This window comes from Clostridium sp. 16K-1-R1, from assembly GCF_023921145.1.
GTDB classification, from domain to species: domain Bacteria; phylum Bacillota; class Clostridia; order Clostridiales; family Clostridiaceae; genus Sarcina; species Sarcina perfringens.
Window position 1 is genome coordinate 2,844,457 of record NZ_CP046515.1, and the last position, 26,602, is coordinate 2,871,058.

The 26,602-nt window shown below is 28.2% G+C and carries 25 protein-coding genes; 3 read left to right on the plus strand and 22 right to left on the minus strand.

Features of this window, described 5'->3' with window-relative positions; genetic code table 11:
- The first annotated feature begins 83 nt into the window (after nucleotides 1–83).
- Together GOM42_RS12700 and GOM42_RS12705 are read left to right on the plus strand one after the other, a co-directional pair.
- Nucleotides 84–734 carry a TIGR01906 family membrane protein gene (locus GOM42_RS12700; protein WP_011591102.1) on the plus strand — a complete coding sequence of 217 codons (651 nt, stop codon included), beginning with the start codon at nucleotides 84–86 and terminating at the stop codon, nucleotides 732–734.
- A 148-nt stretch (nucleotides 735–882) separates the two neighbouring features.
- Nucleotides 883–1,188: an HNH endonuclease gene (locus GOM42_RS12705; RefSeq protein ID WP_003454503.1), complete on the plus strand. Its 306-nt coding sequence runs from the start codon at nucleotides 883–885 to the stop codon at nucleotides 1,186–1,188.
- Nucleotides 1,189–1,310: 122 nt separating this feature from the next.
- Here the strand turns inward: GOM42_RS12705 and GOM42_RS12710 are convergent, their stop codons facing one another.
- The 19 genes from GOM42_RS12710 to GOM42_RS12800 form a co-directional block, all read right to left on the minus strand.
- Nucleotides 1,311–2,249, minus strand: a complete 939-nt coding sequence (locus GOM42_RS12710) for a DNA glycosylase (RefSeq protein WP_003454265.1) — start codon at nucleotides 2,247–2,249, stop codon at nucleotides 1,311–1,313.
- 9 nt (nucleotides 2,250–2,258) lie between these two features.
- Nucleotides 2,259–2,663 (minus strand): C-GCAxxG-C-C family protein, encoded by a 405-nt coding sequence (locus GOM42_RS12715; RefSeq protein ID WP_003460091.1) that lies wholly within the window; start codon nucleotides 2,661–2,663, stop codon nucleotides 2,259–2,261.
- A 241-nt stretch (nucleotides 2,664–2,904) separates the two neighbouring features.
- Nucleotides 2,905–3,405, minus strand: coding sequence for a signal peptidase I (locus GOM42_RS12720; RefSeq protein ID WP_003460107.1), 501 nt, complete (start codon nucleotides 3,403–3,405; stop codon nucleotides 2,905–2,907).
- A gap of 141 nt (nucleotides 3,406–3,546) precedes the next feature.
- Nucleotides 3,547–5,247: an ABC transporter ATP-binding protein gene (locus GOM42_RS12725; protein ID WP_003460100.1), complete on the minus strand. Its 1,701-nt coding sequence runs from the start codon at nucleotides 5,245–5,247 to the stop codon at nucleotides 3,547–3,549.
- Between the two features lie 259 nt (nucleotides 5,248–5,506).
- A complete protein-coding gene (locus GOM42_RS12730) occupies nucleotides 5,507–6,355 on the minus strand; it encodes a 3-hydroxybutyryl-CoA dehydrogenase (RefSeq protein ID WP_003454476.1) in 849 nt (282 codons plus the stop codon).
- 113 nt (nucleotides 6,356–6,468) lie between these two features.
- Nucleotides 6,469–7,476 carry an electron transfer flavoprotein subunit alpha/FixB family protein gene (locus GOM42_RS12735; RefSeq protein WP_003454260.1) on the minus strand — a complete coding sequence of 336 codons (1,008 nt, stop codon included), beginning with the start codon at nucleotides 7,474–7,476 and terminating at the stop codon, nucleotides 6,469–6,471.
- Nucleotides 7,477–7,497: 21 nt separating this feature from the next.
- Nucleotides 7,498–8,277 carry an electron transfer flavoprotein subunit beta/FixA family protein gene (locus tag GOM42_RS12740; RefSeq protein WP_003460115.1) on the minus strand — a complete coding sequence of 260 codons (780 nt, stop codon included), beginning with the start codon at nucleotides 8,275–8,277 and terminating at the stop codon, nucleotides 7,498–7,500.
- A gap of 18 nt (nucleotides 8,278–8,295) precedes the next feature.
- On the minus strand, nucleotides 8,296–9,435 hold the full coding sequence (locus GOM42_RS12745) for an acyl-CoA dehydrogenase (RefSeq protein WP_003454427.1): 1,140 nt from the start codon (nucleotides 9,433–9,435) through the stop codon (nucleotides 8,296–8,298).
- Nucleotides 9,436–9,481: 46 nt separating this feature from the next.
- Entirely contained in the window at nucleotides 9,482–10,264 is a 783-nt protein-coding gene (locus GOM42_RS12750) for a short-chain-enoyl-CoA hydratase (protein ID WP_110077509.1), read from the minus strand.
- A 262-nt stretch (nucleotides 10,265–10,526) separates the two neighbouring features.
- Nucleotides 10,527–11,165 (minus strand): redox-sensing transcriptional repressor Rex, encoded by a 639-nt coding sequence (locus tag GOM42_RS12755; RefSeq protein WP_003454253.1) that lies wholly within the window; start codon nucleotides 11,163–11,165, stop codon nucleotides 10,527–10,529.
- Between the two features lie 465 nt (nucleotides 11,166–11,630).
- A complete protein-coding gene (locus GOM42_RS12760) occupies nucleotides 11,631–13,853 on the minus strand; it encodes a heavy metal translocating P-type ATPase (protein ID WP_110077508.1) in 2,223 nt (740 codons plus the stop codon).
- 15 nt (nucleotides 13,854–13,868) lie between these two features.
- Nucleotides 13,869–14,228 carry a metalloregulator ArsR/SmtB family transcription factor gene (locus tag GOM42_RS12765; RefSeq protein WP_003454170.1) on the minus strand — a complete coding sequence of 120 codons (360 nt, stop codon included), beginning with the start codon at nucleotides 14,226–14,228 and terminating at the stop codon, nucleotides 13,869–13,871.
- 134 nt (nucleotides 14,229–14,362) lie between these two features.
- Entirely contained in the window at nucleotides 14,363–14,983 is a 621-nt protein-coding gene (locus tag GOM42_RS12770; protein WP_003454289.1) for a TrkA C-terminal domain-containing protein, read from the minus strand.
- A gap of 89 nt (nucleotides 14,984–15,072) precedes the next feature.
- A complete protein-coding gene (locus tag GOM42_RS12775) occupies nucleotides 15,073–15,651 on the minus strand; it encodes a zinc dependent phospholipase C family protein (RefSeq protein WP_003457835.1) in 579 nt (192 codons plus the stop codon).
- Between the two features lie 390 nt (nucleotides 15,652–16,041).
- Nucleotides 16,042–16,608: a DUF3867 domain-containing protein gene (locus GOM42_RS12780; RefSeq protein WP_003454445.1), complete on the minus strand. Its 567-nt coding sequence runs from the start codon at nucleotides 16,606–16,608 to the stop codon at nucleotides 16,042–16,044.
- A gap of 228 nt (nucleotides 16,609–16,836) precedes the next feature.
- Nucleotides 16,837–17,907, minus strand: coding sequence for a mannose-1-phosphate guanylyltransferase (locus GOM42_RS12785; protein WP_003457862.1), 1,071 nt, complete (start codon nucleotides 17,905–17,907; stop codon nucleotides 16,837–16,839).
- Between the two features lie 237 nt (nucleotides 17,908–18,144).
- Complete coding sequence (locus tag GOM42_RS12790) at nucleotides 18,145–19,524, minus strand: glycoside hydrolase family 1 protein (RefSeq protein WP_057232130.1); 1,380 nt, start codon at nucleotides 19,522–19,524, stop codon at nucleotides 18,145–18,147.
- Nucleotides 19,525–20,221: 697 nt separating this feature from the next.
- The gene (locus tag GOM42_RS12795) at nucleotides 20,222–21,598 is read right to left on the minus strand and encodes an aldehyde dehydrogenase (RefSeq protein ID WP_003475090.1); all 1,377 of its coding nucleotides are present in this window, start codon (nucleotides 21,596–21,598) and stop codon (nucleotides 20,222–20,224) included.
- Between the two features lie 150 nt (nucleotides 21,599–21,748).
- Nucleotides 21,749–22,459 carry a DUF3298 and DUF4163 domain-containing protein gene (locus GOM42_RS12800; protein ID WP_011591123.1) on the minus strand — a complete coding sequence of 237 codons (711 nt, stop codon included), beginning with the start codon at nucleotides 22,457–22,459 and terminating at the stop codon, nucleotides 21,749–21,751.
- 108 nt (nucleotides 22,460–22,567) lie between these two features.
- On the opposite strand from GOM42_RS12800, the gene GOM42_RS12805 reads away from it, so the two are divergent.
- Nucleotides 22,568–23,509 carry an alpha/beta hydrolase gene (locus GOM42_RS12805; protein ID WP_070957216.1) on the plus strand — a complete coding sequence of 314 codons (942 nt, stop codon included), beginning with the start codon at nucleotides 22,568–22,570 and terminating at the stop codon, nucleotides 23,507–23,509.
- A gap of 241 nt (nucleotides 23,510–23,750) precedes the next feature.
- Here the strand turns inward: GOM42_RS12805 and rluF are convergent, their stop codons facing one another.
- The 3 genes from rluF to GOM42_RS12820 are packed head-to-tail and all read right to left on the minus strand — an operon-like array spanning nucleotide 23,751 to nucleotide 26,420.
- Entirely contained in the window at nucleotides 23,751–24,647 is an 897-nt protein-coding gene (gene rluF, locus GOM42_RS12810) for a 23S rRNA pseudouridine(2604) synthase RluF (RefSeq protein ID WP_110077507.1), read from the minus strand.
- Nucleotides 24,648–24,668: 21 nt separating this feature from the next.
- Complete coding sequence (locus GOM42_RS12815; protein ID WP_003467523.1) at nucleotides 24,669–25,682, minus strand: anti-sigma factor domain-containing protein; 1,014 nt, start codon at nucleotides 25,680–25,682, stop codon at nucleotides 24,669–24,671.
- A gap of 60 nt (nucleotides 25,683–25,742) precedes the next feature.
- Nucleotides 25,743–26,420 carry a class D sortase gene (locus GOM42_RS12820; RefSeq protein WP_003467492.1) on the minus strand — a complete coding sequence of 226 codons (678 nt, stop codon included), beginning with the start codon at nucleotides 26,418–26,420 and terminating at the stop codon, nucleotides 25,743–25,745.
- Between the last annotated feature and the right edge of the window lie 182 nt (nucleotides 26,421–26,602).

The window sequence follows — 26,602 nt, forward strand, 5'->3', positions numbered from 1 at the left end:
ATTTTTCTTAAAATATGTATTTTTGTTTAATATTTAATAAAAAAGTCTAGAATAAATAAAAATAATTATTTTAAGGAGACATAATGATTAAGATTTTAAAAGATATATTATTTTCATTTTACCTTCTAATAAGTTCAGTAGTATTTTCTGTTATTTTAACATTAAATATTTCTCCTGTGCTCTATTCCCTATTTATTAAACTTAATATAATCCCTAAGTATAACAACCTTATCAGTGAAGAAATTTTAAATGACTATAATAATATAATTCATTATTTAAATTCTCCCCAAGAAGAAGTTCTTAAATTTAAAAACTTTAAAATAAGTGCTATAGGAGAATTTCACTTTCTAGAAGTTAAAGAAATTTTTTCTTCAATATATTTAATAGGATTAGCTTGCTTAATTTTAGGAATAATTTTATTTATAATATCAAAAAAATTCAAACTAAAAATATCATTTAAAGCTTTTAATATTTTCTTCTATGAAGTTTTATTTATGTTTCTTAGTTTAATCTTAAGTTTTTACTTAAACTTTTCAAAAGTCTTTACCCTATTCCATAAAATATTTTTCAATAATGATTACTGGATATTTGATCCTAAAAAAGATCCAATAATAAATGTTTTGCCTGAATCTTATTTTTTATTTTTAGCAATTTTCATTTTATCTCTAGTAATGATACTTTCAATAATATCTAAAATATTTTATACTCTAAAAAAACATAAACATTTAAAATAAAAATAATATTTAAAATAAAATAGATTAATTTAAAAATTTAGCATAAATCTTCTTAAATTTTCAAACTATTAAAGTAACGGCTTTTTTAATTTTAAATACATATATTATAATATTTATAAGTATTTTAATTATTTAAGGTGTGATGAATATGAATAAAGAAACTCATATATGTGCTCTTTGTGAAAGAAAAGTTCCTAAAATCACAGAACATCATCTCATTCCTCGTGAAAAAGGTGGAAGATTTGATGAAACAACCTGGCTTTGTGTTCCTTGTCATAAACAAGTACATGCTTTATATAGTAACTATGAATTGGCTGTTAGGCTTAATTCTCTTCCAAGACTTAAAGATGATGAAAAAATTAAGCGTTACTTAAAATTCATAAAAAAGCAACCTGGTGATGCTAATGTTACTATAAAAAAATCAAAAGCTATTCGTAAAAAAGGCCGTTATTAACAAAATGTACTATATCAAAATAAAACTTACAAACAATATAAAGAGAATATCTAAATAAGCTTTAGAACTTTAATCCTTAGCTTAATCTAGTAATCCTCTAAATATGTTTGTAAGTTTTTTTATTAGATCTTTATTCCATTTTCTCTAGCATAATAGAATAGATATTGTTGAGCAAATCCAGAATACTCTCCAAATCTCTCTCTTGCAAAAATTCTTATTTTATTTAATGAAGCATCATCAGCTCCATAAAAATGCATCATTGCTCTCTTAACCCAAACATCTACTGGGAATGCAGAACTTTTTTTCATAGAAAATAGCATTATACAGTCTGCTACCTTTGCTCCTACTCCCATAAATTCTTGAAGTCCTTTATGACATCCATCAGCATCCATATTAGTTATCTTTTCTAAATCATATTTTTCTAATATTTCAACTATATCTTCTTCTGGTGCATCTAGTATTCCCTTTTTAGCTAACTCACAGTTATATATATTTTTAGTTGTATCCCATATATACTTACTTCTAAATGAAGCTCCTGTCTCTCTTATATCATCTATTGAAGCCTTAGATAGACTTTCTGGAGTTGGGAATGAATAATAAGTATTTCCCTTATACTCTATTGGTTCTCCCCATCTTTCACTGATTTTCTTTATTGTCTTTGAAATTACAGGAATACTATTTCTTGCTGATATTATAAATGAAATAACAAGTTCAAAGGGATCTTGATTTAATATTCTTATTCCATATCCAAATTCAACAGCACTCTTTAATGTTTCATCCCAAGATAAAGCTTCTTTTACTTTTGAATAATCTCTTTCTAAATCGAAATAATCAACCCAAATATTTTCAAAATCCTCTTTGTTAGTATTGTATATTATTACATCATGGCCTTCTTGAGCTAACTCTATAACCTTTCCAAAGGCAACTCCTATGTATGAACCACTTTCTGTTCTTTCCCATCTAAAACATTGACCACATTCAAAAACTTGTTTTATATTAAAATTTTTTGCATCTTTTAATATTACTTTGTTCTCTCCATATTCTACACTTTTAAAATCCATTCTTTTCACCTATCTTTCTCTTCTTACGATTTCATCTAAAACCTCAGCTGCAGTCTCTATCATAACTATGCATCTTCTGTCATCATCTTTTTTGTACTTAGCTTTTAAGTCAGTACAATTATAGTATCCCAATTTATCATAAAACTTTTCCATAAATTCCTGTGTTAATGCTCTAGTTTGTGGACTCTGATGACCTCTATCCTCTGTAAACATAAGGCCTAAAACACCTGCTGCCCCAGTTGCTGCTCCACATACATTTCCTATTGCTAATCCTCCACCAAAAGAAGACATTACTTTTAAAGTTTCCTTTGATAAATTTAAATTATATTCTTCATTTGCAGCGTACATTATGCACTCTGCACAATTTAAATCATGTTTCTTATCCCACTTTTCTCTTGCTTTTTCAACTAACATATTATCCTCCTAAATAAAGTTTTATTACTATAAACTTCTATCTTTTAGCTATTATAAATAAAAACTTTATTTTTAAAAATACATATAAATAAGATTAAACTTAAAACATTAATATTTTAAATAATAACCTTATACTAATAATATTATACTAATAAAAGTTATTAATAAATAGTCTTTTCATATAATATAAAAAGAAAAACATGGATAGGTGTTCTTTCGAATCACCCTCCATGTTATTAAGCTAAGCCTTTATTGTTTTTTTCTTATCAACTTTAAAAGTATCCCAAAGTATGCTTATTGCAATTAGGACCATAAGTCCTGATATTACTATTGGCTTTGATAAAAATACTGTAACATATCCTAAGAAAGGCATATGAAATAAAACTTTTCCTATTAAGTCTTCTCCTCTAACTATTTCAGTATCATTAGCATTATTATTATCACCCTTTGTTATAAATCCCTCTTCATTTTTTTCAACAACTCTATGGGTAACTACTTTCCCCTCATATTTAAATGTTATTATATCTCCAACTTTAACATCATCAGCATCAATACTCTTAACAATAGCTAAATCTCCAGTATTAATCTCTGGTTCCATACTTCCACTTAATATTGAATATGTTCTAAATCCAACAGCTTTAAATATTGAATCTGACTTACTCATAAAATTATTTACTAATATTATAACTAACATAGAAATAACTATGTAATATATAGTATTAACAATCTTTTTACTATTCATAAATTCACCCTTGCTAAATATAAAATATAATTCTCCTATTATATGTATATTCAAAGATTATGTAAAGTATTCCTATATAAAAATAAAAACTGTACTAAAAGCAAATAAAATTACTCTTAATACAGTTTTAATTAAACTAAATTATAAATTATGAAGATTACTATAAACACCACCAAGCTTAATAAGCTCTTCATGTGTTCCCCTCTCTTCTATGCCTTTATCCGTTAATACAACTATCTCATCAGAATTTTTAACAGTTGAAAGTCTATGAGCAACTACAAGGGTTGTTCTATCTTTACTTAATTCTTCTAAAGCTTTTTGTATTTCATATTCTGTAACATTATCTAAGGCTGATGTAGCTTCATCTAATATTAATATTGCTGGGTTCTTTAAGAATACTCTAGCTATTGAAATTCTTTGCTTTTGTCCTCCAGAAAGCTTAACCCCTCTTTCACCTATAAATGTATCATATCCATCTTCTAAGCCCATAATAAAATCATGTAGACATGCATTCTTAGCTGCCTCTATAACTTCCTCATCTGTAGCATTAGGATTTCCATACATTATATTTTCTTTTATAGTTCCTGTAAATAAAAATACATCTTGTTGAACTATACCAATATTTTCTCTTAAAGATTTTAAAGTAACAGTACTTATATCCACATCATCAATAAAGATTTGACCACTTTCATAGTCATAGAATCTAGGTATAAGATTACATATTGTTGTCTTTCCTCCACCTGATGGACCAACTAAAGCAACCATTTTGCCTGCTTCAATATCTAAATTGAAATTTTCTAAAATACTCTCTTTATTATCATATCTAAAAGTAACATCTTTTATTGTAATCTTTCCTTTTACATCCTTAAGATCCTTTGCATTAGGAATTTCTTTTTCATTTTCCTCATTCATTATCTCTTCATATCTTTCAAAACCAGACATTCCATTTTGGAACATTTCATTGAAATTTATAAGTTTTCTAATAGGCTGTAAGAACATCTTTATATATAGTAAGTATGCTGCAAAATCCCCTACATTTATTTTTCCTAAGTAAGTAAAATATCCAGCTGCTATTAAAACTATAAGTTCAAGCATATCTACAAGGAAAAACATCCCTGAAAAATATTCAGCCATTGCCTTATAAGCATGTTCTCTAGCTTTCTTAAATATACCATTACTCTTATCAAACTTTTCCATTTCATAAGCCTTATTACCGAAAGATTTAGTTACTCTAACTCCTGAAATACTATTTTCTATAGTAGCATTTACTTCACCAGTTTTAACTCTTGTCTCTTTAAATGCTTTTTTCATTTTATTTCTCTTATGAATAGTATAAAAAAGTAAAAAAGGTATTATAGCAAAAGTAATAATTGTTAAAGGTACATTTATTGTACATAAAATTATAAAGGATCCTACTAACATAACTAATGATATAAATAAATCCTCTGGACCATGGTGAGCTAATTCTGATATATCTAGAAGGTCATTTATAATTCTAGACATAATAACTCCAGTTTTATTATTGTCAAAATACTTATTAGGCATATCCTGTAGTTTATCAAATAAGTCTCTTCTCATATCAGCTTGCATTCTAACTCCAACTACATGTCCCCAATATTGCATAAAATAGTTCAATCCTGCCTTAATTAAGAATATTAGAGTAAGTACAATTGCGAAAACAAACAATAATTTTATCTGTTTATTTGGAATAACATCATTAATTATATTTCTTGTAATCATAGGATAAAATAAGTCACAAGCTGAAACTAAAAATGCCGCTAATAAATCTAAAATAAATAATTTTTTATATGGTTTATAATAACGTATAAATCTTTTTAACATACTACCTCCTTTTAATGATAAAAATTATTAATTAACACCAATTTTCATTCTTTTAATTATAATGAACTTTCTAAATTAAATCAACCTGATAAAATTATTTAAATAAAAAGCTTTTTATAAAAGAAAAAAGAGATTGATAAAATATCAATCTCTTACTTTACTTCAATCTCTTCCTATAATATATACTTTAAAATATTTAATAATATCAGATTTATACTATAGAAAATTTATACCTTATAAACTTTTTAAACTTTCAATATTATGCGTTGTAGTTGTAGAATCCTCTACCAGTTTTTCTACCTAACCATCCTGCTCTAACATATTTTCTTAAAAGACTGTGAGCTCTGTATTTACTGTCTCCAGTTTCTTTAAATAATACGTCCATTATAGCTAAGCAAACATCTAATCCTATTAAATCTCCTAAAGCTAAAGGTCCCATTGGATGATTAGCTCCTAATTTCATTGAAGTATCTATATCTTCAACGGAAGCTATTCCTTCTGCATATATTCCAATAGCTTCGTTTATCATAGGGATAAGTATTCTATTAACTACAAATCCTGGTGCTTCAGCAACTTCTACTGGAGTCTTTCCTATAGCTTCTGACATAGCTTTTACTTTGTCAAAAGTTTCTTGTGAAGTAGCCATACCTCTTATTACTTCAACAAGTTTCATTATTGTTGCAGGGTTAAAGAAATGCATTCCTATAACTCTATCAGGTCTGTTTGTAGCTGATGCTACTTCTGTTATTGATAATGAAGATGTATTTGAAGCTAATATAGTTTCTTCTTTACAGATTTTATCTAATTCAGCGAAAATTTGTTTTTTGATTTCCATATTTTCAACTGCAGCTTCTATAACTAAATCACAGTCAGCAGCTAATCCTAAATCAGTAGTTCCAGTGATTTTTGATAATACTGCTTCTTTATCTTCTTCAGTTATTTTTCCTTTAGAAACTAATTTAGTAAGACCTTTGTTGATTCCAGCTATTCCTCTATCAACAAACTCGTCTTTGATATCTCTAACGATAACTTCATATCCTTTTTGTGCAAATGCTTGAACTATTCCAGCACCCATTGTACCTGCACCAATTACAAAAATCTTTTCCATATTAAGTTCCTCCTAAATACTCTCTTTAATTGGACTTTTCTGACTTAACAGAAAAGTCCTACACCATTAATTGAAAAATTTTATAAGTTTACCCTTGTTATATTATTTATTAATTAAGCTTCTTCCTTCATAGCTTTTAATTGAGCTATGAATTCTGGAACAACTTTATTTACATCCCCAACTATTGCATAATCAGCAATCTTCATTATTGGAGCATTAGCATCTTTATTTATAGCTATTATCATATCTGAATCTTGCATACCAGCGGCATGTTGAATAGCTCCTGATATACCACAAGCTACATATATATTTGGTCTAACAGTTTTTCCTGTTTGTCCAACTTGGTAATCTTTATCTACCCATCCTTTTTCTACTGCTGCTCTTGAAGCTGCTATTGATCCATTCATAACTTCTGCTAATTCCTTAAGCATTTTGAAGTTTTCTTCTGAACCAATACCTCTACCACCTGCAACTAATACGTTAGCTTCTGATATATCAACAATATCTTTATGTTCTTTAATTATTTCAACAATTTTTGTTCTTATATCATTAGAGTTGAATTTTATTTCAACATTTTCTACAGTTGCATCATTTTCTCCTAGTGGAAGTTTTTCAAAAACTCCAGGTCTTACTGTAGCCATTTGTGGTCTATGATCTGGACATACTATTGTAGCCATTAAGTTACCACCAAATGCTGGTCTTGTTGCTAATAAATCCCCACTTTCAACATCAACATCTAAAGATGTACAGTCAGCAGTTAAACCAGTTTCTAATCTTGCAGCAACTCTTGGACCTAAGTCTCTTCCTATGAATGTTGCTCCTATGAAAATTATATTTGGTTTTTTAGCATTAGCTAATTCACATATAGCTTTTGTATATCCATCAGTTGTGTAATGTTCTAATTCTGGAGCATCAACAACTAGTACTTCATCAGCACCATGTCTTGATAAATCTTCAACTAAATTTTGAACTTTATTTCCTATTAATAACGCTGTTAATTTTGATCCTAATTTATCAGCGATTTTTCTACCTTCACCTAATAATTCTAATGAAACTTTTTGTAATTGACCTTCTCTTTGCTCTGCAAAAACCCAAACGCCATTGAAATCTGCTTTATTCATCTTAAATACCTCCCATAATCCTTAGATGTAGTGTTTTTCTTTTAATTTGCCTAGTACATAAGTAACTGAATCTTTAGGTGATTCTTTAACTATTTCTCCTGCACCTTTAGCTTCTTTAGTCATTGATCTCTTAACTTTTGTTGGAGATCCTTTTAACCCTAATTCAGCTTTATCTACATCTATGTCATCAGCTGACCATACTAAGATTTCATCATCAGATGTTTCAAATATATTTTTAACATTCATGTATCTTGGCTCATTTAACTCTTTTATAGCAGTTAAAAGTACTGGAGCCTCAACTTTTATTAATTCATATCCATCTTCTAAAGCTCTATTTACTAATAATCCATCTTCTTCAACTTTAACGCCTTGAACATAAGTTACTTGAGGAATATTTAAATGTTCAGCTATTTCTGGACCAACCTGTGCAGTATCTCCATCGATAGCTTGTCTTCCTGCGAATATTATGTCATATTCTAATTTCTTTAATGCTCCAGCTAAAGCCTTTGAAGTAGCTAATGTATCTGCACCTGCAAATGCTCTATCAGTTATAAGAATTGCTTTATCAGCTCCCATGCATAAAGCTTCTCTTAAAGCTGATTTAGCTTGAGGTGGTCCCATACTTAATACAGTTACTTCTGCTCCATTATTATCTTTTAATTGTAATGCAGCTTCTAAAGCATGTTTATCCTCTGGGTTTATTATTGATGGAACTCCATCTCTTATAAGAGTTCCTGTTTTTGGATCTATTTTAACAGCTGTTGTATCTGGCACTTGTTTTAAGCAAACTACTATTTTCATCTCAAAGCCCTCCTAAAATTATCTTAATATGCTTCCTGCGATAACCATTTTTTGAACTTCTGAAGTTCCTTCGTAAATCTCAGTTATCTTAGCATCTCTCATCATTCTTTCTACTGGGTATTCCTTAGTATATCCATATCCACCGAATAATTGAACTGCCTTAGTTGTAACTTCCATAGCTACATCTGCAGCGAATAATTTAGCTCTTGCAGCATCTATAGAATATGGTTTACCCTCTTCTTTTAAACAAGCTGCTTTATATACTAAAAATCTTGCAGCTTCTATTTTAGTATCCATTTCTGCTACCATCCATTGTAATCCTTGGAATGCAGATAATGATCTACCAAATTGTTTTCTTTCTTTCATGTAAGCAACAGCTTCTTCTAAAGCTCCTTCTGCTATACCTAATGCTTGAGCAGCGATACCTATTCTACCACCGTCTAAAGTTTTCATTGCTATTCCAAATCCTTTTCCTTCTCTTCCGATTAAGTTTTCTTTTGGAACAACACAGTTTTCCATGATTAACTCAGTTGTTGAAGAAGCTCTTATACCCATTTTTTCTTCTAACTTGCCAATTGAGAATCCTGGGAAATTCTTTTCAACTATGAAAGCTGAAATTCCTCTTGTACCTTGACTCTTATCAGTCATAGCAAAGATTATGAAAGTATCTGCAACTCCACCATTAGTTATGAAGATTTTACTTCCGTTTAAGATATAATTATCTCCTTCTAATACAGCTGTAGTTTGTTGTCCTGCAGCATCTGTACCTGCTCCTGGTTCAGTTAATCCAAAAGCACCTAATTTTTCACCTTTTGCAAGTGGAGTTAAATATTTTTCTTTTTGAGCTGGAGTACCAAATTGATCTATTAATGAAGCACATAATGAAGTATGAGCTGAAACTATAACTCCTGTAGTAGCACAAACTTTTGATAATTCTTCAACAGTTAAGATGTAAGATAAAGTATCTCCACCAGCTCCGCCATATTCTTTGCTAAAAGGAATTCCCATCATTCCTAGTTTAGCCATTTTCTTAACATTTTCCATAGGGAATCTTTCTGTTACATCTATTTCTGCAGCTATAGGCTTAACTTCATTTTGAGCAAATTCTCTAACCATTTGCTTAACTAATTCTTGTTCTCTTGTTAATTGAAAGTTCATTTTTAATTACCCTCCTTAAATCCACACAACCATTTTGTTTAAAACATTACTTGTTTTTAAAGTTCTTTTCTCTTCTTTCTACAAAAGCACTCATACCTTCTGTTTGATCTTCTGTAGCAAAACATTTTCCAAAATCTTCAGCTTCTATAACTACTGCTGAATCTATATCAACTTGAATTCCTCTATTGATTGCATCTTTACATAACTTAACAGCTATTGGTGCATTATTAGATATCTTCTTAGCTAATGACATTGCTTCTTCCATTAAATTCTCTGGTTCAACAACCTTATTTACTAAACCAATTCTTAAAGCTTCATCAGCTTTTATCATGTCTCCTGTGTAAATAATTTCTTTAGCCTTACCAGGTCCAACTATTCTTGGTAATCTTTGAGTTCCACCAAATCCTGGAGTTATTCCTAATCCAACCTCAGGTTGAGCAAACTTAGCCTTTGTAGTTGCTATTCTTATATCACAAGCCATAGAAATTTCACATCCACCACCTAAAGCGAAACCGTTTATAGCAGCGATTACAGGCTTGTCTAAATTTTCTAATCTTCTAAACACTTTATTACCTAAAAGTCCAAATTCTTTACCCTCTTCTTCATTTAGATCTTTCATTTCTGCTATATCAGCGCCTGCAACAAATGCTTTATCTCCAGCACCTGTTAAAATAACAACATATATATCATCTTGTTTTTCTATATGATCTATAGCAGTATCTAAGTCTTTTAAAGTTTCTGAGTTTAGTGCATTTAATGCCTTAGGTCTGTTAATTGTTAAAACCCCAATGTTTCCCTCTTTTTCAAAGATTACATTATTTAATTCCATTGTATTTCCTCCCTCATATACCATAGCGAATATATGGTTTTAAATAACTTAACAACTAATAACTAACAACTTAATATTTTTTATCCTATGCTTTTTCCAGAATTTATTGTTAATTTTGTAACAAGCAAAGACAAAAAAATAATTGAAGTACTCGGTACTTCAATTAAATTATAAAACTTAAAAGTAAATTTTTCAATATATTTTTTTGAAAATCTAATACTATTTTTCCATATTAAACAAATTTTTATAAAATAAATCCAATTTATTTTACATCATTGTGATTTAAAAGATATACTAAAGTCATCATACTTTCACTTAAATGTACATTCTCTACTCTTATATCTTTTGGCACCTCAAGATCTATAGGCGCAAAGTTCCATATACCTTTGATTCCACCTTCAACAAGGTCATTACATACCTTTTGAGCATTTGTTCTTGGAACACAGATTATACCTATTTCAATATCATTTTCTTTTACGAAATCTTTTAATTTTTCAACATCTTGTATCTCAACATCTCTTATTTTTATTCCAAACATTCTTGGATTAGCATCAAAAATACCTTTTAATTTAAAGCCTAATCTATTGAAACTATTGTAGTTTGCAATAGCCTGCCCTATGTTACCAGCTCCGATTATAACTGTGTTATAGTCTCTTGTAAGCCCTAATATACTCCCTATGTTATTGTATAACTCTTTTACATTATATCCATATCCCTGTTGCCCAAAATCTCCAAAACAATTAAGATCCTGTCTTATTTGAGAAGCAGTGAAGCCTATTTTTTCACTTAACTCTTTTGAAGATATTCTATCAACATCATTTTCCATTAATTCTTGTAAATATCTATGGTATTTAGGCAATCTTTTTATAACAGCCATAGATATGCCTTTTTTCTTTTCCATTTTAATAGCACCTCTTTCTAAAATTGTTCTTTTTTTAAAAAGCAATTACTTTTTAGACTGTATTCTAAAATCAAATGATAAAATTACAAATTTAACCTTCTAAAATATTACCATACCCTAAAAAGTTTGTCTATATTTTAACATTCTTTTGGTTTCACTATCAAAAATATATGTATTAAAGTGTATTTTTTACATTTAATTGCATTTTTTATATCATTAATTAATATTATTAAATTTATGTGATTCTATTATAAACTATCTTTCTAATAAATTTCTACAAAAAAAATAAGGCTTGCGTGGCTAAAACCCTACGTGCACACAAGCCTATTTAAACATTTCATAATGTTTAATATAAAAGTTTAAGGGAATTATTTACAATCTATACCCTATGCCTGAAAGTATTCTTACCATATTAAGATAGCAAAAAAACTAGCTCTTGTCAACAACATTAGACAAATTTCACGCCTATAAATTTTTATTTTTTAATATCCTACTTGAATTTATTACTGCTATTAATGTTACACCTACATCTCCAAATACAGCTTCCCACATATTAGCCATTCCTAAAGCACCAAATATTAATATTATAATTTTAACACCTAAAGCAAAGATTATATTTTGCCATACAATTTTATTTGTTTTCTTAGCTATTTTTATTGCTTTTATTATCTTACTTGGCTTATCATCCATTATTACCACATCTGCAGCTTCTATGGCTGCATCTGATCCAACTCCCCCCATAGCTATTCCTATATCTGCCCTAGCTAGTACAGGTGCATCGTTAATTCCATCTCCAACAAAAGCAACTTTTTTACCTTTGCTCTTATCTTCAAAAATTTGCTCTAATTTTTCAACTTTATTTTGTGGTAATAAACTACAATATGCTTTATCTAAGCCTAATTCTTTGGCAACACTATCTCCAACCTTCTCATTATCTCCAGTTAGCATAATTGTTTGCTTAACTCCTATTTCTTTTAATCCACTTATGGCTTCTTTAGAATCCTCTTTTATTTCATCTGAAATAACTATATATCCTAGCTCACTCTTTTCATTTGCTAAATAAACAACAGTACCTATTTCATGAATTGGAGTAATTTTTATATTAAACATATCCATTAATTTTGAATTACCTGCTAAGAATGTTTCTCCATCAATGTCTACTTTTATTCCTTTTCCTGAAATTTCTTCATAATTTGAAATTAAGCCTTTGTTAATTTCCTCATTAAACTCACTTACTATAGATTTAGCAATTGGATGATTTGAGTAATATTCTGCATAAGCTCCTAACTTTAATAATTCTTCATTAGTTAACTTGCTTGTGCTCTCTGATTTTCTAACTTTAAATGTACCTTTTGTTAGTGTTCCCGTTTTATCAAAAACTATACTCTCTACATTATTTAGTGCCTCTAAATAGTTGCTTCCTTTTATTAAAATACCATTTTTAGAAGCTAAACCAATTCCAGCAAAATATCCAAGTGGTATTGATACTACTAAAGCACAAGGACATGAAACAACTAAGAATATTAAAGCTCTTGAAATCCATGGGGAAAAACTTTCTCCACTTATTACTAAAGGTGGAATAATTGCAAGGGCTAAGGCAGAGAATACAACTACTGGTGTATAATATCTTGCAAACTTAGTTATAAATTTCTCTGTTGGTGATTTTTTATTTCCTGCATTCTCAACTAAATCTAATATTTTAGAAACTGTAGATTCTCCAAAACTTTTTGTTACTTTTATTTTTAATAATCCACTTTTGTTTATTGATCCTGCTAATACATCATCTTTTGCCTCAACTTCTTTTGGTAAAGATTCTCCTGTTAATGCAGATACATCAAGAGTTGCCTCTCCTGATAAAACTACTCCATCTAGAGGAACTTTTTCTCCTGCTCTTACCACTATGATTGATCCAACATTAACGCTTTCTGGAGATACTCTTTTTTCCTCTCCATTAAGATCAATTAAATTTGCAAAGTCTGGTCTTATATTCATTAAATCAGATATTGATTTTCTTGATTTATTTACAGCATAGTCTTGGAACATTTCTCCTACTTCATAGAAAAGCATTACTGCTACCCCTTCTGGGAATTCTCCTATAGCAAAAGCTCCAATTGTGGCTATAGCCATCAAGAAGTTTTCATCAAATACTTGTCCTCTTAAAATATTCTTAAATGCCCTTAAAAGAACTTTTCCACCTGCTATAATATAAGCTACACCAAATATAATAAATTCATACATTTTATCTAAATTAACTATCATTCCTATTATAAATAAGGTTAAAGCTATTCCTAGTCTAAAAAGTTCCTTCTTTTCTATACCTGAATTTCCTCCATGACTATGTGAATGTGAATGTCCATGTTCATGAGAATGTGAGTGACTCTCTACATTATTGTGTTTATGAGATTCTCCTTCTCCACAGCATCCATCATTACATGTATTAACTGAAGATTTTATTTTATTTTTATCCTTTAAAACTTTAACATCTGGCTCTAAATCTAAAACTATTTTTTCAACTTTCTCTTCTAATTCTTCTTCTGAAACCCCTTCTTTAGGAGTTATAAGTAAAAGTTTTGTTGAAAAATTAAGGACAGCTTCATCAACATCAGTAAGTTTATTAACTTTATCTTCAATTTTCCCAGCACAGTTTGCACAGTTTAAGCCGTCTAAATAAAGCTTTATATCTTTCATGTCTAAATACCTCCTTTACTCTAAAACGTGATTTAAACCTTCATTGAATATGTGTTTAACATGATCATCATCTAAAGAATAGTAAACTATCTTACCCTCTCTTCTAAACTTAACTAGCCTAGCTTGTTTTAAAACTCTCAATTGATGAGACACTGCTGATTGACTTACACCTAATAGTTCAGCCATATCACATACACACATTTCTCCTTCAAAAAGGGCACATAAAATTTTTATTCTTGTTGAATCTCCAAAAACTTTAAATATTTCTGCTAATTCATAAAGTACTTCTTCCTTTGGCAAATGTTCTTTTACCCTACTTAATATATCTTCATGGATATAAGAACAGTTACAACTTTCTATTTTATTATTATCCATATTCTTAACTCCTATTATTCGTTTTTACATATGAGCATCTGTTCATATGTTCACTTTTATTATATGTCTCTTTTACAAAAAATGCAACTAAAAAAAGACCGCACCAAAAATTTTATTGATACAGCCTTTTTTCATTATTTATTTAAAAACATTTCTATCTTTTTTAATATGTCCTCTTCTCCAACTACAAGGAGATTATCATCTTTTTCAAACTTTAAATATGGTCCTGGAGATATTATAAGCTCTCCTTTTCTTCTTATGGCAACAATAGTAGCTTGTGTATTTTGCCAAAACTTAGACTCTGAAACACTCTTACCTATAAGAGTACAATCCTTTGGTAATTCTATTTCTATAGGTGTTAAAGGATTTGTATATCTAAGTCTGTTAGAGTAATCCACTATTTTATCTATCATTTCACCTATATTTTTTTCTATAGCCTTTTTTTCTTCCATTAAGGATTCTATATCATGTTTTAAAGATGTTACACTTTCAATTGAATGAAACCTATTTATGAAATTATAAGCATTATCTTTTGAAATAATTGTTACTCCGCTACCCTTGCTTGATGATACTACTTTCATGTCTTCTAATAATTTAACAGCTTTTCTAACTGTTTCTGGTGATACATTGTAACTACTTGCTAAAGTTGATCTACCATGTATCTTTTGTCCTACCTTTATGTCATTATTATATATTCTACCTGCAATATCTAAAGCAATTTGCTTATATATAGGTTCATTTACCTTACTCTCCATCTCATTTCCTTTCTATTATAAAAATTACTTTAATCAATATATATATAATTGATTTTAACATATTTTATCATCTAAAGGAAATATTTGTATTAAGCTATAGCTTCAGAATAGACTGCCTTTGTATTTCTAGCTATGCAATCACTTATATATTTAACTATACTTCTACATGCAAAGTATGCATACTGCATATCATTCTCATAACTTTCTCTTTTTCTATATAGCTTATGAGCTTCTTCTAAGAAAAACTTCACAGACATATTACCCCATATTTTAAAATCATCCTGTGATGGAGTATATGTTTTAGCAAAACTAGCTAACTCTTTTTCGTATTTAACATGTTTATTCATACTATGCTTAAATTCCCATCTTTCACTATGAGGAATACAGAAAAAATCACATATAAAGTGACATATAACTCCTAGTTCCTGACTAAATCTACTTACTGAAAATTTCTTTTTAAAATCATACATACTAAGTGATGCTAATTTTTTTATCTTATTAACTATCATATCAAAAGATTCATCTAAATAATGCTTCTTTAATTTATATTTTGAAACCATATCAGGTTTTACATTTCCATATATAAAGTTTTTATCACTTATTTTAAAATCTACGTCAACATCTCTCAATATATTTTGTGCAATAAGAATATGAGTGTTCATTAACATAATTTATTACCTCTAATCTCTTTAAAAAAGTTTCTTATTAATATGATATTTCATATCAATTAAAAGTATATTACAAAAACACCTTAAATTTATTAATTAATTATTAATAAACGGTTTATTTATTGTATGAAATGCTTCCTCCTCTACAGTTTTAACCCAATTTACCTATTTAATTCTTAAAATTATTACATTTTAAAGATAATTATTATTTATATTCCAATTTTACTTTTTTATATCGTAATGCTTAAGAGAAGATTTATTTTAATATTTACTCTATTTAAAATAAATTTTAATTTTTTAAAAAAAACTATTTTTCTATAAAAAATAAAAGTGCCTAAAATTAAAAAGCTAGGAATGAAAAACTTCCATTCCTAGCTTATAAAATACAAATTAATAATTATATTGTCCTACATTTTCACAAATTCTTATATCTAAAAGATCATCTGAAAGAGTTTTTTTGTATGAACATAAGAACTCATTTAATTCACTATCCTGAAGATCTATATTTTTAGGACTAGTTATAAGAACTTTATTATTTTCTAAAATTAACTCAATATCATTTTTTTCGTTTTTAATAAAATATGTAGTAACAGTAGATGTTTTTACTTTTCCCTTATACTTCTCTTGAAAACTCAAAGTTTTTCTTAAATTTTCATAATCTCCACCTTGAATTCCTAAGTTACTCATATCTATACCCAAATTTTTCATTTGCCCTTCAATATCACCCATATCAAAGCCATATCTCTTAAGCATTTCTGTTTGAATATTTAAAAACTTTTCTTGAGAAATATTATTTTCATTCATATATTTAGTTATCTCTCTAGAAAGCTCCATCATACTCATTTTTCCTTGAGCTACTGAATAATATAAATCATAAATATATGACTCAAATTTATCTATATCTTTATCTCTTGCTTTATTTTTTAACTCATTAAAATCTACAATTCTATCACTCATAAAACAATACCTCCGTAAAGTTCAAACTTATATTATTACTATAATAACATAAAAATATCTTTATAACATATTTTAAGGATTAAAATTAGTTATATTTTAATTAAATTTAAATTTTAAATAATTTTATGTTTTCTTAACTAAATTGTAGATATTAAAATTAACTAAAAAGTCCTATATCATACACCTAAAGTATATGATATAGGACTTTTTTTACATAAGTTTATAAACTTATAGATATTCTTTAAATTCCTTCTTACCACTAATAGAATTTAATAGATGCTTAATCTCTTGGTCCCTACCTTTGTCCATGACCAAAATAACATCTCCTGCATCAACTAATACTAGATCTTTTATTCCAAATCCTATTATTAATTTTTCCTTTCCAAAAACGGAACAATTCTCACATTCCTCTAAAAAAACATTATCTGAAGTTCTATTATTTCCATTAGGTCCTAAAAATCTACTTAGAGCTGAGAAAGTACCTATATCATCCCAAGAAAAATCACATTTTATAACAAAGGATCTTCTTGTTTTTTGCATTACTCCAAAATCTATAGATATTCCATCAATTAAAGAATACTGCTCTTTTATTATTTCTTCCTCATCATCTTCTCCAATGTGTTGATATATCTCCATTAAACATTTATACATCTTAGGAATATATTTTTCAATTTCTCTCAATATAACATCAGCTCTAAATATGAACATTCCACTATTCCATAAATAAGTCCCCTTTAATAAGAAGTCCTTTGCTACTTCTAAATTAGGTTTCTCTGTAAACCTTGCTATCTTGAAGGTAGGAATGTGTCCATTGACTCTATCGCCCATTTCTATATAGCCATAACCTGTCTCTGGTCTAGTTGGCTCTATTCCTATGGTAACAATAGCTCTCTTCTTATCCGCAATCTCTACGGCTTGTTCCAGAGTTTGAAGATAACTTTTATCTCCTTCTATATAATGGTCTGAAGGCAATACAATCATAACTGCATCCTTATCTTTCTTTAAAAGCTTAGCTGCTGAAAGACCTATACAGGTTGCAGTTTCTTTATTAGCAGGTTCAGTAAAGATATTTTCCTCTCTTATGTCTTTAAGTTCATCTCTTATTTTGTCTTCATACTCCTGGTTTGTCACTACATAAATATTATCTTTATGGATTATAGGTCTAATTCTATCCACAGTATTACTTAAAAAACTCTTCCCATTATTGTGTATGCTAAGAAATTGTTTAGGGTTTGAACTTCTTGAAAGTGGATAAAGTCTAGTACCCTTTCCTCCTGCTAAAATTAATGAGTAAAGCATGTTGCCTTCAACTCCGTTAATTGTTATAGTGTATTTTATGTGAAAATATCCCATTATGTGAGTATTAAAAAAATTTAAGGCTTTAGTTTAAGCAAAAATACCATAACTAAAGCCTTTCCTCATTTATTCATATTAATTTATTTTATTTATAATTTTATAATAAAAAACTTTTTGCGTAATCATATTAACTTAGAAAATTTATTTTTTAATTAATCTAAGCTAAGTAACTTCAAAGTTTTAAAAACCATTATTCTTAGAAACTTCTTTTATCCATCTTCCTGATTTTTTAATAGTTTTCTTTTGAGTTTCTAAATCTAATGATATAAATCCATATCTATTCTTATATGAATTTAACCATGACCAACAATCTATTGGAGTCCACAAATGATATCCTACACAATTTGAACCCTCTTCAATAGCCTTATGAAGCCATTCTAAATGCTCTATTATAAATTCAATCCTATAATCATCTTCAATTATACCTTCAGCATTTTTGAACTTTTCTTCTCCTTCAACACCCATTCCATTCTCTGAAATGAACCATTTTATGTTGCCATAGTTCTCTTGAACATTTTTAGCTATATCATAAATTGCCTTAGGATATATTTCCCATCCTCTATGGGGATTCATTCTCTTTCCTGGCATATCATAATTATCAAAATATTTTTCTGGAGCCCATGTTTCTCCACCATATTCCTCTTCTCTAGCTTTAACCCTTCTTGGTTGATAGTAGTTTACCCCTAAGAAATCCACAGTATTATTTTTTATAACCTCTAATTCTTCCTTAGTAGAATTCCACATTACTCCATCTTTCTCTAAAACCTCAACTAAGTTCTTAGGAAATTCTCCCTTAGTTGCTGGATCTAAGAATAACTCATTGAAGAAAGCATTGGCAATTTCAGCAGCTCTTAAATCTTCTTTTGACTCACTTCTTGGATATGCTGGCGTTAAGTTAACTATTATTCCTATTTCTCCATCTTGTCCTAATTTTCTATACTCTTCTATGGCTCTAGCAGAAGCTAATGCTATATTATAGGCAGCTTGAAGCCCTCTTTTTCCATCAACTATACAAGGATAATGCCATTTATATAAAAACTGTCCTTCAATAATAACTATAGGTTCATTAAACGTAGCCCACTTCTTAACCCTATCACCAAATAAACTAAAGGCAGTCTTAGCAAATTTCGCAAATAATTCTACGACATGCTTTGATTCCCATCCACCATATTTATCATATAATTCAACAGGAAGATCAAAGTGATGTAAATTCATGATTATATCTATTCCATTTGCTAAACATTCATCTATTACACCATTATAAAATCTCACTCCATCTTCATCTGGTTCACCAGTTTCAAAATCTTTAATTAACCTTGTCCATTGAATTGAAGTTCTAAAGGAATTTAATCCAATTTCTTTTAGCATTGCTAAATCTTCTTTGTAACTATTATAAAAATTTGATGCTATATTTGGTCCTATACCATTGTGAAATAACTCTGGATTTATATCGAACCAGTGATCAAATACATTATCATGTTTTTTATTAAACCTACCTTCTGACTGAGGTCCTGAAGTTGCAGCTCCCCACCAAAAGTTTTCTGGGAAAGTATATTTCATGTGAAAACCCCCTATACCTTTGTAAACTTTTTCTCTACTTAATTGTATATTTTAAAAAAACTTTTTTCTAGGGTTCTTATGTGGCTTAATTCCAAAAAAGGTGGTTAATTTCAAGAAAAAAAGATCTAAGTATAACTTAGACCTTTTTTTCGCAAACCAATATTATAAATATAACTGTATAAATTTTAATTTAAACTCATAACGTCCCCTTTAAATGACCATACTTAATAAATTCTCTCAAAATTCAATAATAAAAATAATTTCTCAATATAAATACCCTAATATCTATTCATAAGTCGAAAGATATTCTAGCTTCTTCCCCGTCGAAGCTTATAAAATTCATGTAAGAACAATTTCTTATTCTTAAGTTTAAAATAAAATTTACTCATATTTTCAATAGTAATTGTACTAAAAGGCTCCCCCAAACCTTAAAGCTTAAAAACTTAATCTTAAATATGCTTATCATACCCTTATTGGCTTGTCAGAAGTTCATCTATAAATAACAGGCATTAGTACATAGACGTAACTTTCAAAGATTGTATTCCTAATTTAGTTATATGTTTTTAGTATAAATTGAACACTTTATTTTAAATACTTTTTATCCGCTCATTGAAAACATATACAATCTTTAAGTATATTATACATAACTTTTTTAATCATTTCCATACAAATCCACTCATATTCATTCATTTTTTATTTATTTCATGATTTTTTTAACAATTGTTAACTTATTTTGGAAAGGAGCATACCTGATTTTTAAATCTAAGAATGTTTTTCTATTCATAACGCCCTTTTTATTGGAAAATAAGTCAAAACTATACTTACCATGATATTCTCCCATACCACTATTTCCAACTCCACCAAAAGGTAGATATGAGGATGATACATGAACTAAGGTATCATTTATTGTTACTCCTCCTGATGATGTACTATTAAGAACTTTTTCAATTTTATTTTTATCCTCTGAAAAATAATATATGGCTAAAGGCTTATCCTTACTATTTACTAATCTTATTACTTCATCTAAATCTTCAAAAGGTAAAATTGGGAATATAGGCCCAAAAATTTCTCTTTCCATAACAGGATCATTCCAAGTTACATTTTTTAATATAGTTGGTTCTATTTGAAAAGTTTTTCTATTATAATTCCCTCCAAAAACTAATTTTTCTTTATCTATATATGAAAGTACTCTATTAAATTCTCTTTCATTTACCATTTTAGAATAATCTTCAGATTCTAAAGGATTATCTCCAAATTGATTTTTTATTTCTTCCTCTAATTTTTTTATAAATTCTTCTTCAATATCCTTATGAACATATAAATAATCTGGTGCAACACAGGTTTGTCCTGAATTCAATAATTTTCCCCAGACTATTCTTCTAGCTGCTAATTCTAACTTACAATCCTTATCAATAATACAAGGACTTTTTCCTCCAAGTTCTAAAGTTACAGGGGTTAAATATTGAGAAGCTGCCTTCATTACTATTTTTCCTACAGTAGCACTTCCAGTAAAGAAAATATAATCAAATTTTTCTTTTAAAAGTTCTTCTACAACTTCTTTTCCTCTTTCTGGATTAATATGAAGAACATACTTTTCATCAAATACTTTTTCTAATATTTCTTTAAGAATTTTAGATGTCTCTGGTGCTGATTCAGAAGGCTTTATAACCGCTGTGTTCCCAGCTGCTATTGCTCCAATTAAAGGATCCATTGTAAGCATAAAAGGATAATTAAAAGGACCTATTATTAAAACAACTCCATAAGGTTCTAACTGTATAAAACTTTTTGCTGGGAATTGTACTAATGGAGTTTTTACTCTTCTTTTTTTGCTCCATTTTTTTATATTTTTAATGTGCATATTTATTTCATCATATACCATTGCCACTTCTGTAACATAGGATTCAAAGCTAGATTTCATTAAGTCTTTTTTTAAGGCTTCAAAGACTTTCTCTTCCTCACTTTTTAAAACATCTCTTAACTTCTTTAGTTTTTCTATTCTAAAATTTATATCCTTAGTTTCACCTGTACTAAAATATTCTCTCTGTTTATTTATTTTTTCTCTTAAGGTTTCCATAGAATTTCCCCTCCCTCATTATTCCAATTCCTTTTTTAATTTATTATAGACCTATTTTATTTAATAATAAAATATATTCTTTTAAATTTAATCACAAAAAGCGTGTATCAAAATTTAATAATAAATATACTTTGATACACGCTCTTAATATTAATTTCCTAATTTATAAATTAATCCTTCCTTTAATTCTCCATAAGGAATTTTAAATTCTCTAATACCTGAAGAGTATGGAGCTATTTCATACTGCTGAAAATACACTATAATTCCATCTCTATTTAAATAATAGGCTTGATTTTCATTAACTCCCTTAAACAAAGCTCCATTATCAAAATAAAGCTCCTTCTCTTTTTCAATATCCTCTCTTACCTTTTTATCAATTATACTTTTATAGTCAAATCCTTCTTTAAATAAATCTTTTAGTCTAAGCTCTTTTCCTGTTTTAAGATTATAATTATAACTTACTTTAGTCGTTAATCCATGAGCTCCACCAGTATATTGATAATATGAAACAGGTAAACTAATTACTTCATCTGTATTAAATGCTTCAAAAAGACTATATGCCTCCATTTTAGGCATTTCTTTTCCTGCCTTCTCATATTCTTTGCTGTACTCTTCTCCTAATAACTTAATGTCATTTATCCAATTTAAAGTATAATCCTCTATAGTTTTATTTATTTTATCTGTAACCTCTTTTTCTCCACCTTGAATTGATGGATATTTAACTTTAATTTCATACTTGTCAGTATTTTCTTCTATAGATTTTTCTATAACTTCTATTTTATTTATTTCTTCTCCTAAAACTACAGTAGAAAAAATAAGAAGTAATGACATAAGGCATAAAAAAATTTTTTTAAATTTCATAAAATAAACCTCCACTTTATATTTGGCTAATTTTATTTTTCTCTTAAGTGTTATAATTATGTATAATGTATAAATAAAATCTATTAAAAGCTGATTGGAGTGATATAAGTGACCTATCTTATTATATTGATAATTATTGCTATTTTAGTTATTGTCTTTTTTTTAGCAACAGGTCTATATATATTTAAATCTACTGTAACTAGAGAACTTCACGATATAGAGAAAAGTTATACTAGATATGTAGAAAATAATCTTTTTGACGAAGCCTTATATAATTCTGCTTCTAAGGAAGATATTACTTTAAAATCCTTTGATGGTCTTAATCTAACCTCAACACTTATAATGAATGAAAATCCTACAAATAAATTTATAGTATTAGTCCATGGAGTTTCTATTTGTTATGTTGGTTCTTTAAAATACTTTGATATATTTTATAGAAATGGCTTTAATGTTCTTATAGTGAATCAAAGAAGACATGGAAAAAGTGAAGGAAAATATTCCACATATGGTTTTTACGAAAAATATGATGTAAACATGTGGATAGAATACTTAAAATCTAGATTTGGCAATGATATAATTTTAGGTCTTCATGGTGAATCAATGGGAGCTGGAACAGTTATGGAGACTATTCCTCTAAATGATTCCATAAAATTTGTAATTGAAGATTGTGGTTACTCTAACTTTCACGAACTTATAGGATTTCAAATAACACATGCATATAAAAATAGACTTGTTAGAAAAATTCTTCGTCCAAGCCTTATATTTGCAAACTTCTTTATGAAAACTAAAGCTAAATTTTCTATGAAAAAAATAGTTCCTATAGATATAGTAGCTTCAACATCACTACCAATGATGTTTATACATGGAAAAGAGGATTATTTTGTACCATGGTATATGGCAGTAGATTTATACAAAGCTAAAACTAAAGGCTATAAAGAACTTTACCTAGTAGAAGGTGCCAAACATGCTGAAGCCTTAGAAGTTAATAAAATTCTATACGAAAAAAAGATAATGACCTTTATCGAAAAAGCATTATCTTTGTATAAGTAAATTATAAAAACAAATTCTATTTAAATTATTTTGAACTGTATTAATTACTAGATATAGATGAAAGGCCATCTTAATGAGCTATTAGAGTTTCATTGTTTATGTAAGAATAATAGCGTTAAGAGGCTTTTACTGTTTGAGCATAGCGAGTTTAAAAGCCTTAGCTATTATTCTGGAATAAACAATAGAAACTCTTTGCGAAATTAAGTTAGGCCTGAATATATATCTAGTAATTAACATTCAATTAAATTGAGGCCTCTTCAGTCTTTGAAGAGTTTTCTGTTAATCTGTTTATTTCAGCTAACTCTTTCTTAGTTAAGTATCTCCAAGATCCTATCTTTAGGTTTCCTAGGCTAACATTCATTATTCTTATTCTCTCTAATTTTTTGACCTCATATCCAAAATACTCACACATTCTTCTTATCTGTCTATTTAACCCTTGAGTTAGTATTATTCTAAATGAGTTTTTGCTTTCTTTCTTAACTAAGCATTTCTTAGTAACTGTTCCTAGTATAGGCACTCCATTGCTCATTCCTTTTATAAACTCATCAGTTATAGGTTTATTTACAGTGACAATATATTCTTTTTCATGATTATTCCCAGCTCTTAATATCTTATTAACTATATCACCATCATTAGTCATAAATATTAATCCTTGAGAATCCTTATCTAGTCTTCCTATTGGGAAAATTCTTTTTTCATGATTTATAAAGTCAACTATATTACCTTTTATCTTGCTCTCAGTAGTACAAGTTATTCCAACAGGCTTATTTAAAGCTATATAAACTAGTTCATTTTCAACCTTTAGAGGTTTTCCATCAATAGATACACTTTGCCCCTTAGAAACCTTCATACCAGTTGTAGCCTTTAGCCCATCTATCTTAACTCTTCCTTGTTCTATAAGCTTATCAGCCTCTCTCCTTGAGCAAAATCCTGTTTCACTTATATATTTATTTAATCTAACTTTATCTCTTATTTCATTTTTATTTGATACTATAATAGTATTTTTTACTGAAGCCTTTTTAGCTACTTTTTGTTTATTATTTTTATTAGTTTTATTTAAATTTTTATCTTCACTCTTAAACTTTTTATTAGATAAACTCTTATCTCTTCTATTGTTATTTTTTGATGCTTTTCTCACTATAAATAATCCTTTCCTTAATTAATTTTTCTTCTCATATCCTGAATTATTTATTTTTATTCTAAAATTATTCTTTGCATTATCATCCTTATTTACACTCTCAACATATTCTGTAACCTTATTTAAATCTACAGTGTCTACCATTTTTCCAGTTATATAAACATCCACAATTCTATTAGGAGGAAGCATATCCTCTTCTTCAAAACCTTTTAAAATTGAGATCATACCATCTTCAAATTTCTTGTTTTCTAATTTTAGTTCTGTTATTAATATAGTTCCCTTTTCTGTTGGAGAATAACTATAAACTATTCTATCAAACCTATTCAATCCAATTTTAACCTTTGATGTTCCTTGAATTAATATGGTAGTTTCCTGTTGTTTATAAAGAAAAGTAACACTTCCTATAAGGACAAATGCAATTAAAGCCACGCTAACTATTAAGGTCTTGTAATGTCTTAAAGTTTTCTTCTCTTTTCCTGATAATTCTTCTCCAACTTTATTTTCACATCTTGTTTTTATTCTTATAAATTGTCCTTCTTTAGTTAATATTATGGTACTCTTTTTACCTTCTAACATAACTAATCCTTTATGAACAACCTCTTCCCCTTTTGTACCCTTTATAACAGCTAAGTTTTCTAAGTCCTTAAAATTTATATTTAAATACATAGCTAAATTTGTATAATCTGCATTATATAATAAAATTAAATACGCTATTAAATAATTTGACCAACTTATAATCTTTTCATTACTAAATCCTGTTTTTTTAGCTATGACCTTTGTTTTTAACTCTCTTCTATTTATTATCTTTCTTAATAACACTTCTTCATCTACTAGAAAATAGGCTATATTAAGAATTAAATTTCTTTCCTCAAGATTAAATTCTTCACTTGAAAGACTTTTTAAATCAACTTTAAATTTTCTAAGCTCTTTTATGAAAGTACTTATTTCTTTTTTCAATATGTTTTTATCTAGATTTTTCTTTATATTTCTAGTAGAAAACATATATTTATCTTTTCTAAAAGTTACTTCACTCACTCAAGCGACACTCCTTTATGTATATTTTATAAAAAATAAGACTAAGGCAAAAACCCAGTCTTATTCCACTAACTTTCCTTTTACTATAACCCTATTTTTAGCGTCAGTTGTACATGTAACTATAGTTATAGTAGCATCTTTTGTTGGATTTAAAGCCTCAGTTTCATTTGGAGTAACCTCATACATATCAGTTATTTCATAAGTATATTCTTTTCCATTGTAAGTAACTTTGACTTTATCCCCTTTTTCAAGCTTATCAATATCCTTAAAAGCTTGTCCAAAATATGATATTCTATGTCCTGCTATGGAGAAATTACCTTTTTCCCCTGGCATTGGTGACCCAGGAAAATGACCTACTACATACTTTATATCTTCATAGCTAACGCCTTCTATTATACCTATTTCTAAGTTTATCTTTGGAATATTTAAAATACCTATTCCTTTTCCCTCTTCAAGTTGTGCTTTTTCTGGCTTTTTGTCTTTTTCAACTTCAACCTTATCAGCTTTATTCTTTTCATCGCTATTTTCTTTAGTATTTTCCTTAGTATTTTCTTCTTCTAACACATCAGCATCTTTCTTTTCACCCTCTGGAACATCAAACTGTAAATTTCTAAAACTATCTAAAACAGCTTGCTGCTGTCTATAAGTATCATATTTCATCCAAATAGTTACTCCAATAAGTGATACTCCTGCCACTATTAAAAGAATACCTAATACATTTCTAATTTTTCCCCACACTTCTCAATTCACCCTTTCTATTTAAATCCCTTTTACATAAAGCTTCTAATAATATTACTACAGACTAAAATTATTTCTAATCAATTATTATAAGCTATTCTCTTTAATTAAATCTCAATTTATTATACCATAGCCCCCATGATATCTATATAAAATTTTATATTATAAATACATCTTTTACA